Source organism: Serratia sp. MYb239 (assembly GCF_002966855.1).
Taxonomy (GTDB): Bacteria; Pseudomonadota; Gammaproteobacteria; order Enterobacterales; family Enterobacteriaceae; genus Serratia_B; species Serratia_B rhizosphaerae.
In genome coordinates, this window is the sequence record NZ_CP023268.1 from 1,445,116 (window position 1) to 1,459,816 (window position 14,701).

Annotated in this window: 12 protein-coding genes; 8 read left to right on the forward strand and 4 right to left on the reverse strand. The window is 59.7% G+C overall.

The genetic code is table 11. The features are described from left to right. Positions 1-2: 2 nt before the first annotated feature. From CLM71_RS06960 to ltnD, 3 genes are read right to left on the reverse strand one after another with little or no spacing between them, the layout of a single operon-like run. On the reverse strand, positions 3-635 hold the full coding sequence (locus CLM71_RS06960) for an aldolase (protein ID WP_105230354.1): 633 nt from the start codon (positions 633-635) through the stop codon (positions 3-5). Next, a complete protein-coding gene (gene otnK, locus CLM71_RS06965; protein WP_304573722.1) occupies positions 632-1,891 on the reverse strand; it encodes a 3-oxo-tetronate kinase in 1,260 nt (419 codons plus the stop codon). The genes CLM71_RS06960 and otnK overlap by 4 nt, the downstream gene beginning before the upstream one ends. Then, the gene (gene ltnD / locus CLM71_RS06970) at positions 1,891-2,805 is read right to left on the reverse strand and encodes an L-threonate dehydrogenase (protein WP_105230356.1); all 915 of its coding nucleotides are present in this window, start codon (positions 2,803-2,805) and stop codon (positions 1,891-1,893) included. The genes otnK and ltnD overlap by 1 nt, the downstream gene beginning before the upstream one ends. A 266-nt stretch (positions 2,806-3,071) precedes the next feature. Here ltnD and ygbI point away from each other — a divergent pair, with 266 nt between their 5' ends. The 8 genes from ygbI to CLM71_RS07010 all read left to right on the forward strand — a co-directional run bounded on the left by ygbI (position 3,072) and on the right by CLM71_RS07010 (position 12,571). Continuing rightward, positions 3,072-3,836 carry a DNA-binding transcriptional repressor YgbI gene (ygbI, locus tag CLM71_RS06975; protein ID WP_105230357.1) on the forward strand — a complete coding sequence of 255 codons (765 nt, stop codon included), beginning with the start codon at positions 3,072-3,074 and terminating at the stop codon, positions 3,834-3,836. A 453-nt stretch (positions 3,837-4,289) separates the two neighbouring features. Then, positions 4,290-5,072, forward strand: a complete 783-nt coding sequence (locus CLM71_RS06980) for a winged helix-turn-helix domain-containing protein (protein ID WP_105230358.1) — start codon at positions 4,290-4,292, stop codon at positions 5,070-5,072. 187 nt (positions 5,073-5,259) lie between these two features. Next, a complete protein-coding gene (locus CLM71_RS06985) occupies positions 5,260-5,904 on the forward strand; it encodes a response regulator transcription factor (RefSeq protein WP_105230359.1) in 645 nt (214 codons plus the stop codon). Positions 5,905-6,517: 613 nt separating this feature from the next. Then, on the forward strand, positions 6,518-7,051 hold the full coding sequence (locus CLM71_RS06990; RefSeq protein WP_105230360.1) for a fimbrial protein: 534 nt from the start codon (positions 6,518-6,520) through the stop codon (positions 7,049-7,051). Between the two features lie 52 nt (positions 7,052-7,103). Next, the gene (locus CLM71_RS06995) at positions 7,104-7,838 is read left to right on the forward strand and encodes a molecular chaperone (RefSeq protein WP_105230361.1); all 735 of its coding nucleotides are present in this window, start codon (positions 7,104-7,106) and stop codon (positions 7,836-7,838) included. A 95-nt stretch (positions 7,839-7,933) separates the two neighbouring features. After that, on the forward strand, positions 7,934-10,474 hold the full coding sequence (locus tag CLM71_RS07000; protein WP_370446997.1) for a fimbria/pilus outer membrane usher protein: 2,541 nt from the start codon (positions 7,934-7,936) through the stop codon (positions 10,472-10,474). 10 nt (positions 10,475-10,484) lie between these two features. Next, the gene (locus CLM71_RS07005) at positions 10,485-11,840 is read left to right on the forward strand and encodes a fimbrial protein (protein ID WP_232251639.1); all 1,356 of its coding nucleotides are present in this window, start codon (positions 10,485-10,487) and stop codon (positions 11,838-11,840) included. Beyond that, positions 11,840-12,571 (forward strand): molecular chaperone, encoded by a 732-nt coding sequence (locus CLM71_RS07010; protein WP_105230363.1) that lies wholly within the window; start codon positions 11,840-11,842, stop codon positions 12,569-12,571. The genes CLM71_RS07005 and CLM71_RS07010 overlap by 1 nt, the downstream gene beginning before the upstream one ends. 53 nt (positions 12,572-12,624) lie before the next feature. Here the strand turns inward: CLM71_RS07010 and CLM71_RS07015 are convergent, their stop codons facing one another. After that, the gene (locus tag CLM71_RS07015; RefSeq protein ID WP_105230364.1) at positions 12,625-14,664 is read right to left on the reverse strand and encodes a choline transporter; all 2,040 of its coding nucleotides are present in this window, start codon (positions 14,662-14,664) and stop codon (positions 12,625-12,627) included. Positions 14,665-14,701 lie beyond the last annotated feature (37 nt).

The following is a 14,701-nucleotide window of genomic DNA, read 5'->3' on the forward strand; positions in this document are numbered from 1 at the left end:
GATCAGCTCCGTAACTCGGCAATTTCATCATCGGTCAAATAACGGATCGGGCGGTCGCCGAGGGTGAAAATCAGCTTCGCCGCGTCCTCCATCTCTTCGGTGTTATCCGCTGCGGCGCGCAGGTCTTTCCCGGTCACCACCGGCCCGTGATTGGCCAGCAAAAAGGCGCGGTAGGACGGCGCCAGCCGTGCCAGATCCTCGGCCAGACGTTCATCGCCGGGGCGGTAGTAAGGTACCACCGGCACCTGGCCGACGCGCATCACCACATAAGGGGTGAAGGGTTTGAGGGCATTACGGGTGTCCAGCCCCTGCAGGCAGGAGAGGGCGGTCAGATAGGTGCAGTGCAGGTGAACCACCGCTTTGCATTCCGGGTTATTCAGGTACAGCGCGCGGTGGAAGCTGATCTCTTTCGACGGCTTGTCGCCGGAGATCCATTCGCCGTGCAGGCTGACCTTGGACAGGCGTTCTGCCTGCAGTTCGCCCAGGCAGGAGCCGGTCGGCGTAGCCAGCAGGTTGCCGTCCGGCAGCAGCAGCGACAGGTTGCCCGCCGAGCCGGTGGCGTAGCCGCGCTGGAAGAACGAAGCGCCGAGGCGCACCATCTCTTCGCGCGCCTGTTGTTCGGTGGTGTGCGTCATAGCGGGAACTCCGTTTGTGCTCTGGCAAAGAAGTTTTCGTCGCCGAAATTGCCGGATTTCAGCGCCAGGGAGACCGGTTGTTCAATGGCGCGCACCCAGGGTACGCCGGGAGAAATGCACGGGCCGATATGGAAGCCGCGGATGTCCAGCGCCTGTGTCACCACGCCGGAGGTTTCGCCGCCGGCGACGATAAAACGCCGGAAGCCGGCCTGATACAGCCTCCGCACCAGCGCGGCGAACAGCGCTTCGACCGCCTGGCTGGCGGCCTCGACGCCGTATTGCTGCTGGGTCTGCCGCAGAGCGTCCGGCTCGGCGGTGGCATACAGCAGCGGCGCGAGATCGCCGCTCTGTTGCTGCACCCAGTCGCTCAGTTCGCGGGCGTAGCGCTCACGCTCGGCGTCGCTGATGCAGCGCGCCACATCGATGGCCTGCGCCGCCGCCTGCTGGCGGTAACGGACGACCTGTTTATTGGTCATGGTAGAGCAGGAGCCGGACAGCACCACGGCCTTCTCCCCCTGCGGCGCGCCGGCGGCCTGAGCCTGCGTCTGGCCCGGCTGCGCCCACTGGCGGGCCAGGCCGATCGCCAGGCCGGAGCCGCCGGTGACCAGTTTCATGTCCTTCAGTGCTGCGCCCTGGGTCAGCAGGTGTTGTTCATTCAGCGTATCAAGCACCACATAGCGTACACCCTGTTGCGCGAGCTGCTGCAGCCGCTCGCGCACGCCGTCGGCGCCGGTATCCATGGCGGCGGCGTCGATCAGTCCGCAACGGCCGCTGGCCTGCGCTTCCATCAGCCGCAGCAGGTTGCTGTCGGTCATCGGTGTGACCGGGTGGTTGCGCATGCCGGATTCAGACAGCAGCTGATCCATCACGAACAGGTAGCCCTGATAGACGGTGCGGCCGTTAACCGGCAGCGCCGGTGAGATCACCGTTTGGCTCTCTCCCAACGCATCGAGCAGCGCATCGGTCACCGGGCCAATATTGCCGCGTGCGGTGCTGTCGAAGGTGGAACAATACTTGAAGTAAAACCGTTGGCACCCCTGACGCCGCAGCCAGTCCAGCGCCTGCAGCGATTGTTCGACCGCCTGTTCGGCCGGGCAGGAACGCGATTTAAGGCTGATCACCACCGCCTGTGCGTGCACGGCGTCGTCGTTGTCCGGTACGCCGTTCAGCTGTACCGTCGACAGGCCATTTTCCACCAGAAAGCTGGCGATATCGGTGGCGCCGGTAAAATCATCAGCAATTACGCCAAGCAACATTATGGCAACTCCTGTTTTTGCGGCAGTTCAATGCCGGTGAAGATTTTGATCACTGCGCTGTCGTCTTCTTTACCGTAGCCGGCGTTGCTGGCGGAGGTAAACATATTCAGCGCGGTGGAAGCCAGCGGCAGCGGGAAGTGCAGCGCCTTGGCGGTGTCGGCTACCAGTCCCAGATCCTTGACGAAAATGTCCACCGCCGATTTTGGCGTATAGTCGCCGTCGACTACGTGGCGCATACGGTTTTCAAACATCCAGGAATTACCGGCGGCGTGGGTAACGACGTCATACATCACATCCAGCGGAATACCGGCGCGGGCGGCCAGCGCCATCGCTTCGGCGCCGGCGGCGATATGCACGCCGGCCAGCAGTTGGTGAATGATTTTCACCGTAGCGCCGAGGCCGATTTCGTCGCCGACGCGGTACACTTTGCCCGCCACGGCGTCGAGCAGCGGCTGCAGCCGGGCGAAGGTGGCTTCACTGCCGGCGGCCATTACCGTCATCTCTCCGGCGGCGGCTTTGACCGCGCCGCCGGAAACCGGCGCATCCAGCATCGCCAGCCCCTGCGCGGCCAGACGTTCGGCGATATCGGCGGCGTCGGCGGCGGAAATGGTTGAGGAGACCATCACCGGCGTACCGGGTTTCAGCTGCCCGGCCAGACCGCGCTCGCCAAACAGGATCTGTTTGACCTGGGCGGCATTCACTACCAGCAGCATCACCGCGTCCAGTTCGGCGGCAAAATCATCGGCGCTGGCGGCAACCTGTTTTGCTCCTGCCTGTTGCAGGGTGGCGCGCGCCTGCGGATTGAGATCGACGCCGTAGGTGGTTAAGCCGGCGTTGATACAGGATTGCGCGGCGCCCATGCCCATGGAGCCGAGGCCCACGATGCAAACGGTATAGTTAGCGGCTTGTGTCATACTGACTCCGTGTTAATTTTAGTGATATTTTGTTCTCATGTGTTAAATGTAAGCGTTTTTAAGCGCGTTTATGGTGACCGTCTTCACGAAATTTAACGAATAATGGCGCGGGATTAACGGCGATGTATCAGGCTGAAAGTGGTAATTATTTGTTTAATTGACAAATTATGGGTTTGCCATACTTTTATACCCGGTGCGACGTTTGCTGCCGCAGAACGAAAATTGACGTAAAATCACAATAATTATCAGCCGTAAGGAGAAGCCCTGTGATTCCGGTAGAACGCCATCAACAAATTCTGGCCCTGGTTGCCGAGCGCGGCGTGGTCAGTATCGCCGAGCTGACGGAGCGGCTGGCGGTGTCGCATATGACCATCCGGCGCGATCTGCAGAAGCTGGAAGAGCAGGGGGCGGTGATCGCGGTATCCGGCGGGGTGCAGGCGGCCGAACGGTTGGCGATTGAACCGTCGCACCAGGATAAGGAAGGAATGTTCAGCCAGCAGAAGGCGGCGATCGGTGCGCTGGCGGCCAGCCTGATTCCGGCCAACAGCTGTATTTATCTGGATGCCGGCACCACCACGCTGGCGCTGGCGAAGCAGATAGGTGAGCGCGGCGATTTAACGGTGGTCACCAACGATTTTGTGATAGCGGCTTACCTGCTGGAAAACAGCCAGTGTGAGCTGATTCACACCGGCGGCACGGTATGCCGGGAAAACCGCTCCTGCGTGGGAGAGGCCGCGGCGCAGGCGCTGCGCCAGTTATTTATCGATCTGGCCTTTATTTCCGCCTCCTCCTGGAGCATGCGTGGCCTGTCGACGCCGAGCGAGGATAAGGTGGCGGTGAAAAAGGCCATCGTTGACGCCAGCCGGCGGCGTATTCTGCTGAGCGACACGTCAAAATACGGCAAGGTGGCCACCTATCTGGCGCTGCCGATCGCGGTGTTTGACGCCATTATTACCGACAGCCATCTGCCCGACACCGCCCAAACTGCTATTCAGCAGGCGAATATCACTCTGCATATGACCGGCGAGTAGCCGGGCAATATTCTGGTGCTTTCTGGCCCGACCATGAGCGCGTTGCAGGCGGTTGTGGAGATACGGGCCAGCGCGGCCGCATTTTCTGCTGCGCCAGGGGCTGAACGCATGAAGCCGTGCGCGATATTTATATTAAATTTTGTGGTTAATGGGGGATTAACCTTACTTTTTAGCTTAAATTTTATTAAATGCCCTATAAAAAACTAACTTTACCGATATTGGCTTTTGAATATATCCATTCGGATTGCCTTTGTATACTCTACCCGAATGTGGCAAGAAAATTCCTATTGTTGCCGGTGGTGATTACAGGTATTAAATTCCCGTTTTTATTCATTTTGAACGCAACGTTTTCTCTTATCATCAACGCGGCCGGCAACGCATTTAACGTGGTTTTGGGTTAACATCCGCCTGGCATTTTTTGCTAACGGTGAATGCTTGAATATAGTAGGCAATATGAAATATAGAATTAATGGACAGATTCTTTTTGATACGGACAGCGGCAGCCTGGGATTGGAGGGATTCCCGGAAGAATCGCTGGCTATTTCTAATCCGTCAAAGCGGCTATTGCTTTTACTTATTGCGCACCACGGCGAGCAGGTCAGCCGCGAGTTGATATTCCGCAAGGTGTGGGATGATTATGGCATGGTGTCCAGTAATAATAACCTTAACCAATGCGTGAGCAAATTACGGCGGGTGCTGAAAACGTTAGGTATTGATGACGAAGTCATTATTACCGTACCCAAAGTCGGATTTATGCTGGCGCATAATATCACGCTGGAGACGGATGAACCGCACATCACGCCGCCGCAGAGCATAGCCGCCGAACAGGGTGAGCGGCGCGCCGTATCCTGGCGCAACGCCGGGCGGCGTTTGCGTACGGGCGTGGCGTTTGGTGCGTTGCTTTTGTTGGTTATCAGCGTTGGCATCTGGCTGATTTATCGTAACAGTGCGGTCAGACAGGAGCGTTTAATTGGTGAGGTGAATAACTGCAAGGTATTTTTATCGGCGCCGCGTGCTGCGCTGAATGGTAATGCGGATCAGGTTAACGATATGCTCGCGTATATTAATGCCAATCCTGAATCGTGTAAGAGCGGCGAATATTTACTGTTGCTCAGCAGTAATCAGGTAGGGTCCTATATTAAAGGCGTTTCCCGGCTGTTTATTTTGAAATGCCGGGTGGCGCGAGAATACCGTGTTGAGGTGTGCCGCAGTCAGAAAGACGGACCGCTGTTTTAGTCCACGCAGCGGAATAACACATTTACCGTGTTTTATGGATCTCATTATAACGAATTATTAACATTGCGCCGGCTGTCAACGGCAAACCATTCTTCAGGTATATATTATTTGTTTTCAGGTGCTGTATTTATTATATGACCGTAGGCTAACGTACCGTGGCCGATAAGTTTTATCGCACGAGGGGAAAATGAAAAATAACGATCGGAGCCGCCATTTTATTTTATATGATGCGATGCCGTGGGTTGGCATGGGGCTGGAGGCTTTTCTACGCCCGCTGAGTGCGACGACTCAACCGGTTGCCAGCCTCAGCGAGCTGAAGGCGATACTGATGCAGCAGCCCCGGCAAACGGTGATTATGGAGCTGTACGGTGCGCAGGAGTGCCTCTATGACGGCCTCTATTTTATACTGCATGAGAAAGCCTTCTGGCCGAATACCCCCTGGGTGGTGCTGACGGATATCGAGAATCACAGCGTTTTGCGCCTGCTGGCGTCGATACCGGATAGCGTACTGGTATCCAAACGCGACGGCTTAGAGGCGATTTTGGACGCCATCTCTGCGGCGCATCATGCCGTGCACTATCTCAGTCCGGCCATCCGGCGCAGTATCGCCGGCCAGCAGGAGAGCGGAACGTTCAAGCACCTGTCCGGCAGTGAATGGCGCATCCTGGCGTTAATGGCGGCGGGCTTCTCTGCCAAAAGCATCGCGACCACCACCTATCGTTCCTACAAAACGGTGAGCACGCATAAACTGAATATCATGCATAAACTTGGCCTTAATCAGAGCGGCTTTATCCACCTGCTGCTTTCTCTGCGTACGCGTTGGCCGTGCTGAACGGTCGCTAATACTGCGGGGGCTTCCGGTGTGATAGCGTTGCCCCGCTTGCCTTCCTTTCTCCTGCTGCCTTCTCCTGCATTCGGTGCGCCAGCGCATCACCGTTCCGGCCATGGGTTCGCCATGGCGCGGGATTGGCTTGCCATAATATCCGTTTTATCTGAACGACATGCGCGCTATTCATGACCGGAAGGCCGCTCTGTCGGCGGCTGAAAAAAACGACCGACATGTCGGTTAATTAAGCATAAACAACAGAAGCGGAATCTACGGTGAAATCCCATTTGATGGAATTTATTTATTAATATCCGAAAATAACCGCTTATTGTCGATATTTAAATCTAAATATTTGCGTTTTTATAGTTAATGAATCTATTGATTGAGTTTCGATATAAGATTTTTCTCGTCAAGGCAGGCTAATCAATACAAGGGGCGCTTGGCGCATTTTCAAAGATTGGCTGGCCGCGATGTAGTCAGTTTATTCCCGTTTTTCAGCGTGCTGTAGCGGGGATAAGCCGTATGTCGCCAAAGGAAAGTGCATGACTCTAGGAATCGGCGGAAGGGAACATTGTTCAACGACCCGCCTCATACTCAACTTGAAGGGAAATTACATTCTATGACTATCACCAAAATCGCTCTCGCTGTTGCCGCCATGATGCTGTCCGGCGTCGCCGCCGCCGCCAACAATACCATTCAGTTTCAGGGCGAAGTCTCAGACCAGACCTGTACCGTGAGCATCAACGGCAATGCCTCCACCCCGGTGGTGCTGCTGCCGACGGTATCCAAGGCTGACCTGGCGGCCGCCGGCGCCACCGCAGGCCAGACGCCGTTTACCATCGGCCTGACCGGCTGCACCGCCGATGCAGCGAACGCCACCGCCGTTAAAACGGTATTCGTCGCCAACAACCTGACCGCCGACGGCCGGATGGGCAACACCGGCAGCGCGACCAACGTTTCGCTGGAGCTGATTGATCCGGCAACGCCGGCTGCGCCGCTGGATCTGAGCGGCCAGGCGGGGACGCCGGGGTTGAGCCTGGCGGCCGGTGCGACCTCCGCCTCTTATGACTTTGCCGTGCGTTACTACTCTGAGGGCAGCGCGACCGCCGGGTCGGTATTGGGCAGCGTGCAGTACGCGGTGTCGTATCAGTAAGCGTATTTCCCCTTCCGCCAGTGCGGAAGGGGGTTTTGCAGAGGCAGCTTATATGACGATCAAGGGATTTTGTCAGTCGTTTTGTCTTGTCGCCGCGCTGCTGGCCGGGCCGGCGATGGCCAGCGTGGTGATGCTGAATACGCGGGTGATTTATCCGGCGGACGCTCAGTCGCAGACCGTACAGTTCACCAACCATAGCGACATCCCCTATGTAATGCAGATGTGGACCGACGTGAATAATCCGTCGTCAACGCCGGAAAATGCCGACGGGCCGTTTGTCACGGTGCCGGCATTGTTCCGCGTTGAGCCGAAGACCGGCCAGTCGGTCCGGCTGGTGTTTACCGGCAAGGATCTGCCGCAGGACCGTGAGTCGGTGTTCTATCTGAATTCGGCGCAAATCCCGCCGAAAAACGCCGTCAACGGCGCCGAGAACCAGATGCTGGTGGTGCTGCGTAACCGGGTGAAAATTTTCTATCGGCCGAAGAATTTGCCGGGTAATGCAGACGGCGTCGGCGGACAGCTGCGCTTTTCCCTGCGTCAGCAGGGCGGGCAGTGGCGGCTGAATGCCTATAACGATTCCAGCTATTACGCCTCGGTAATTGGCGCAGCGGTGCTGGTCGGCAAGCGGGCCGTGCCGTTCAAAACGGACATGATCGCACCTAAATCACAGGCCAGCTGGCCGTTATTGACGCGTACGCCGTCGCCGGCCGGCGCGCAGAAAGTCACATTTACCCTGATCAATGACTACGGTGGCCATATCAAGGCGGAAGCGCGTCTGAGTCAATAAAACGCGCGGTGCGGTTTTGCACGTAAGGGACTGAAGGGATGCAAACAACAATCACATATTCCGGCAGCGCGCGGAAGAGTGCGTCGCCAGGCGTGATGCCTGGCTGCGGCGCGCGTCTTAAACCGCTGGCGTTGACGCTGGGGCTGCTGACGCCGCTTGCGGCCGGCGCCGGGCAGTTTGAATTTGACGACAGTATGCTGGTGGGCAGCGCGGGTCAGCAGAGCCTTGCCCGCTTCAGCCGTGCAAATACGGTGACGCCGGGCGACTATCAGGTCGATATTTTTATCAACGGCGCTTTTCTCTCCCGCCAGACGCTGACGTTTACCGCGCAACCCGGTCAGGACGTCGTTTTCCCCTGTTTTAGCCGCGACGCGCTGATTGCCGCCGGCATATTAGCCGTCAATATTAAAAGCAGCGCCGAACAGGCCACTGCCAATCCTTGCCTGCCTCTGGAACAGCAGGTCGCCGGTGCCGGCAGCCGCTTTGATTTTGCCCGCCTGCGGCTGGATATGTCCGTGCCGCAGGCGCTGATGAAGCGTGTGGCGCGCGGTTCAGTGCCGCCTGAGGAGCTGTCCGTTGGCGAAACGCTGGGGTTCGTCAATTACGACAGCAACTATTACCGCAGTAAAAGCAGCGGTACGACCAGTGACTCGACCTATCTCGGGCTGAACGCCGGCTTTAACCTGGGGCTGTGGCAGCTGCGTCAGCAGTCGAGCTATACCCGCTACACCAGCGACCATGCCCCTACGCTCAGCAGTTGGAAGTCGGTGCGCACCTACCTGCAACGGCCGCTGCCGGCGCTAAACAGCCAGCTGACGCTGGGCGACAGTTTTACTTCCGGCAACCTGTTCAGCAGCCTCGGTTTTCGCGGCGTGCGGCTGGAAACCGACGATCGCATGCTGCCGGAGTCGCAGCGCGGCTATGCGCCGACCATCCGCGGCGTGGCGTCGACCACCGCCAAAGTGAGCATCACGCAGGCCGGCACGCAGATTTATCAGACCACGGTGGCGCCGGGCGCCTTTGTGATTGACGATCTCTATCCCACCAGCTATCAGGGCGATCTGGTGGTGGAAATTCAGGAAGCCGACGGCCGGGTGTCGTCATTTACCGTGCCGTTTTCGGCGGTGCCGGACTCTTTGCGCCCGGGGCGCTCACGCTTCAACCTGTCGGCCGGGCAGGTGCGCAACCTGGGCGACAGCGATGATATGTTCGCCGAACTCAGCTACCAGAGCGGGTTGAGCAACGCCGTGACCGCCAATAGCGGCGTACGCATTGCCGACGGCTATCAGGCATTGCTCGGCGGCGCGGTGCTGGCCAGCCGCTACGGCGCGCTGGGGATCAACGCGGTGTATTCGCGCGCCGATATGTGGGGCGATACGCTGGACGGCTGGCGCGTCGGTGCCACCTACAGCCGTACCTTTACCCCCACTAACACCACGCTGGCGCTGGCGGGCTACCGTTATTCCACCGAAGGCTACCGCGATCTGGGCGACGTGCTGGGGCTGCGCAACGCGCGCGATCGCGACGCGGTCTGGAGCTCCAGCACCTATCAGCAGAGCGAGCAGTTTGTCGCCACCGTCAGTCAGGGGCTGGGGGCGTACGGCCAGCTCTATTTTTCCGGCTCGACCAGCAGCTACCGTGGCGGGCGCGGACGCGACACGCAATACCAACTGGCGTATTCGCACAGCTACCGCAGCCTCAGCTATAACCTGTCGCTCAGCCGTCAGCAGACCGGCAGCACCCGCTATGGCCTGCAGGATGCGACCTATGTTGCGAGCGGCACGACGCAAAACGTGGTGATGCTGTCGGTATCACTGCCGTTGGGCAGTGGCTCGCGCTCGCCGATTCTGTCGGCCGGCGTCAGCCATCAGAGCGGCGATCGCGGCTATAGCCATTATCAGTCGGCGCTGTCCGGCACGCTGGGCGACGACCAGAGCCTGAGCTATGCGCTGAACGGCGCGTATGACACGGCCGGCGCCGGCAGCAGCTTCGGCGCCAACCTGACCAAGCAGACGTCGGTCGCCACGCTGGGCGGCAACCTGTCCCACGGTAAACATTACACCCAGGGCGGCCTGAGCGCGCGCGGCGCGCTGGTGGCGCATGCGGGCGGCGTCACCCTCGGGCCGTACCTGAGCGATACCTTTGCGCTGGTGGAAGCGGAAGGCGTCAGCGGTGCGGAAGTGATGAACGGCATGGGGGCGAAGATCGACCGTTTTGGCTACGCCATTGTGCCGTCGCTGGTGCCTTACCGTTACAACGACGTCACGCTGGACGCCAAAGGGGCGGAAAACGTCAACGCCGAACTGACGGAGAACCAGCAGCGCATCGCGCCGTACGCCGGGGCGGCGGTGAAAGTGCGCTTTAAAACGCTGGAAGGCTACCCGCTGCTGATCAGACTCAGCCCGTCCGGCGGCGTGCTGCCGCTCGGCGCTAATGTGTATGACGAGAACAATGCGGTGGTCGGTTTGGTCGGCCAGGGGAATCAGGTTTATGCCCGGGCGCAGAAAGCCCGTGGCGAGCTGCGGGTGAAATGGGGTGAGTCGGCCGGCGCGCAGTGCACGCTGCGCTACGACTTACGCGCTCAGGCTGTGAAACAGTCGCTTTATCGTCTGGCGTTGCCATGCGCGGGCCAGTAACGAACGGATAATGATGATGAACATATTCTCGCGCGCCGCGCTGCTGATGCTGGCCGGCAGCGTGTGGCTCGGTCAGGCGCAGGCGACCTGCTACCGGATTACCGCCACCAACACTAACGCCAGTTCGAACTATTATACCGATCCGAGTAAAGGCATCGGCGCCGCCTGGAGCGGCTCGACCGATACCTCCGGCTCTATCGGCACACTGCCGACGACGGTAAATATCAATAACAGCCTGTTTCAGCCGGACGGTACGCCGATCGCCAGCGGCACCGTCAGCGCGCTGGAGGCCGGTTCCGGCAGCTACAGCGCCGATCAGATCCTGTTCCGCTGTACCGCCGATGAGGCCGGTAAGCTGTATGAATACTATGCCACCAACGGCGACTCGGAGTGGGCCGGCAAGGTGGAGGTCGGAGCGGCGTCCGGCCTGCCGGAAACCTACCGCACCTATGCCAACGGCATGGCGCTGCGGGCCACCAATCTGGCGACCGGCGAATACTATTCCCGCTACTGGAAAGCGCGGCCGTTAACCAACCTGGAAACGGATTCGCAGGGATGGATATTGGTGAAAGCCAAGAACTTCAGCGATACGAAGGTGGAGCTGTTCCGCCTGAGCAACTCCACGGGGCCGATGACCACTACCGGCGTCTATCCCCAGTCGCAGCCGGCCACCTATATCGCTTTTCAGGGCGGCGGGCTGTCGCCGTCCCTGAGCGTCGGCGCGGATTCGCTATCGCAATTCAGCGGCTGGTACGGCGCCTGGCCCGGCGCGGTGAACCTGTATAACCGGTTATATATTCGCCGCTCCGCCACCTGCTCGGTAACCAATGTGACGCCGCTGGTGCGCTTTACGCCGATTACCGCCACCCAGTTGCGCGCCGGTGAAACCCGCCAGATGCCGATAACCATTCAGTTTGACTGCCAGACCGGTACGCCAGCGACCAGCGGCGTCGGCGCATTTGCCAGCGGCATCGCCGCCAACCAGACGGCGATGGGCATTCTGGTCAACCCGGCGAATGCCGCCGCGGCGGTGGCGGAAGGCGTAGGCACCGCCGGCTCCGGCGTCAGCTATCTGCTGTCGGACGGCTACGGCGTCGATCCGAACGTCGCCACCGGCGTCGGCATCCGGATTTCCCGCCCCGGCGGCGCGATATTAAACCTGCTCAGCACGCTGAGCGGTGCGGTGGCCGGCGGCAACCGCGCCGGCTGGTATCCGGTGCTGGATGACGCCAGCGCCGGGGCGGTAACCAACGGGGTGACCCGCTACAGCAAAACCCTGACCGCCACGCTGCAGGCGCTGCCGGGAAAAACGGTCACCGCCGGCAGCGTGAGCGCCAGCGCCCAGGTGATTATTCAGGTGCAATAATGATGATGAAATGTTTGAAGGCCGCTTTGTGCGCCTGGCTGGGCCTTGGCGGTTACGCATATGCCGGGGTGATTGTCGAGTCGTCGCGCGTGGTATTTGCCGCCGCCGATCGTGAACGCTCGCTGCTGTTGGTCAACGGCAACGACTATCCGGTGGTGGTGCAGACCTGGGTGGACGACGGCGCGCCGGACGGAACGCCGGAAACGGCGGGCGAGGTGCCGGTGATGCCGTTGCCGGGCATTTTCCGGCTGGAGCCGGGGGAGAAGAAAAACCTGCGCCTGCTGGCAACGCAGGTGGCGCAGCCGTCGGATCGTGAATCGCTGTACTGGCTGAACGTGTATGAAATCCCGCCGACCGATGCGCATTTGCCGCCGGGCGTATCGGCGCTCAAAGTAGCGGTGCGGCTGCAGCTGAAGCTGTTCTACCGGCCGGACGGGCTGCAGGGGCTGGCGGAACAACTGGCGGCGCGTCAGCGTTTCAGCCTGACGCGGCTGCCGGGCAAGCTGATGCTGACGGTGAGTAACCCGACGCCGCTGTACGCCACCTACGGTCAGGCGCAGCTGAATGGCGACGGCCGACAGACGGCGTTGGCGATCGGCATGCTGGCGCCGTTCGCCAGCAAAACGCTTGATGTGGATGAGCAACGCGACGGCCGGCCGGCGAGCGTCAGCTATGTGCTGATCGACGATGACGGCTACGGCGTCGCCGAGCGTGCCGTACTGAAGCCATAAAAAAGGCGCGTCATCAAGACGCGCCTTTTAGCGATCGCAGCCGGATGGCGGCGTTACATATCCGGGAAGGTCAGGGTATTGCCCGGTGCTTCACGGTGAATATGCAGGAAGTTCAGGTGTTTTTCGTACTGGTCGAGAATATCGCCAATCACCTGTTCTTTGCTGTAGTCCATCAGGTCGTTGCCCTGGGTGCCTTCCATCAGGAAGGTTTCCAGACGGTAGTAGTGCGACTTGCCGGAACGAGCGCGATAGGTGAAGCCCGGTACCGAATAGCGCTGCGGCCAGATCTGGTAGATAAAGTTTTGCTCTTCCCCCAGATGCACCAGCAGCTCCAGGTGCGGCAGGCGCTCTTCTTCCATCGGCGGCACTTCGTTGAACTCCACTTTTGCGCCGCGCAGCTCCAGCTCACGCGCCACTTCCTGCATCGCCGGGAGGCAGACGCGATCCAGCATTTTCTGCGTGTACTTGGTGCCCGGATAGTTCATCACGCGCGACAGACGTTGTTTCCAGTTCAGCACTTCATTGCTGGAGGCCGGCGTCGGCGCCGAGGTGCTCAGCGCACCGGCCTTGCGGTAATCCTCAACCTTCAGCGATTTATACAGCCCGGCCATCACGAAGAAGATCACAAAGCTGAACGGCAGCCCCATAATCACCGTGGCGTTCTGCAGCGCGGAGACGCCGTTGGTCATCAGCATGCCGATGGTCAGCAGGCCGATGGTGACTGACCAGAAGATACGCAGCCAGTTCGGCGCATCGTTATTGATATCGCTCAGCCGTGAGGTGAAGTTACCGAGCACCAGCGAGCCGGAGTCCGCCGAGGTAACGTAAAACAGCAGGCCGGTGATGGTGGCGACCGAGGCGCTGAAGGTGAAGGCCGGGTACTGGGCCAGCAGGCTGTAGAAGCCGTGCGCCGGGTACTGCATCACTTCCTGAGCGAACGCGGTGTTGCCGTGGATAATCTGGTACAGCGCGCTGTTGCCGAAGATCGACAGCCACAGCAGGGTAAACACGAACGGGATGATCAGCGTACCGACCACAAACTGGCGGATGGTGCGGCCGCGGGAAATACGCGCCAGGAACAGGCCGACAAACGGCGACCAGGCAACCCACCAGGCCCAGAAGAACAGCGTCCAGTTGTTCATCCACTCTACCGGGCGGTCAAAGGCGAAGCTGTTGAGCGTCATGCCCATAAAGCGGTTGATGTAATCGCCGACGTTGAGCACCAGCGCGTTGAGCAGGAACTCGGTGTCGCCGAAGAACAGCACGAACGCCATCAGGCCGACCGCCAGCCAGACGTTCAGCTCCGACAGGATGCGGATGCCTTTATTCACCCCGGAGGTCACCGAGATGGTCGCCATCACTACCGACAGCAGGATCAGCGCGCTTTGCACCGTCAGGTTTTCCGGCAGGTCAAACAGCACTTTCAGCCCGTAGTTCAGCTGCACCACGCCGATGCCGAGGGTGGTGGCGATACCGAAGATGGTGCCGACCACCGCGGCGATATCCACGCTGTGGCCGATCGGGCCGTTGATGCGCTTGCCGAAGATCGGGTACAGCGCCGAGCGGATGGTCAGCGGCAGGTTATAGCGGTAGCTGAAGTAGCCGAGCGCAATCCCCATCAGGGCGTACATCGCCCAGCCGGTCAGCCCGTAGTGGAACAGCGTCCAGACCATCGCCTGCCGTGCGGCTTCCAGCGTCTGGCCCTGGCCTTCCGGCGGCATCATATATTGCGTGACCGGTTCGGCGACCGAGAAGAACATCAGGTCGATGCCGATACCGGCGGCGAACAGCATCGCCGCCCAGCTCATCAGGCTGAATTCAGGTTTGGACTGTTCCGGCCCGAGCTTGATCGAACCAAAACGCGAGGCGGCGATACATACCACGAATACGATATACAGGGTGGCGGCCAGCAGGTAATACCAGCCGAAGGTTTTGGACACCCAGTTCAGGGTGCGGGTAAGCCAGGTTCCGGATAAATCAGTGAAGAAAATCGTCATCAGCGAGAAGGCCAGGATCAGCCCCGCCGAGACGAAGAAAACCACAGGGTTCAGTCTGTCCTGCTGCGGTTTTGAGGAGGTGTCGTGTGTTGTCATCGTCTTCCTCTGGTGTTTAACAACTGAGTAGAATCGA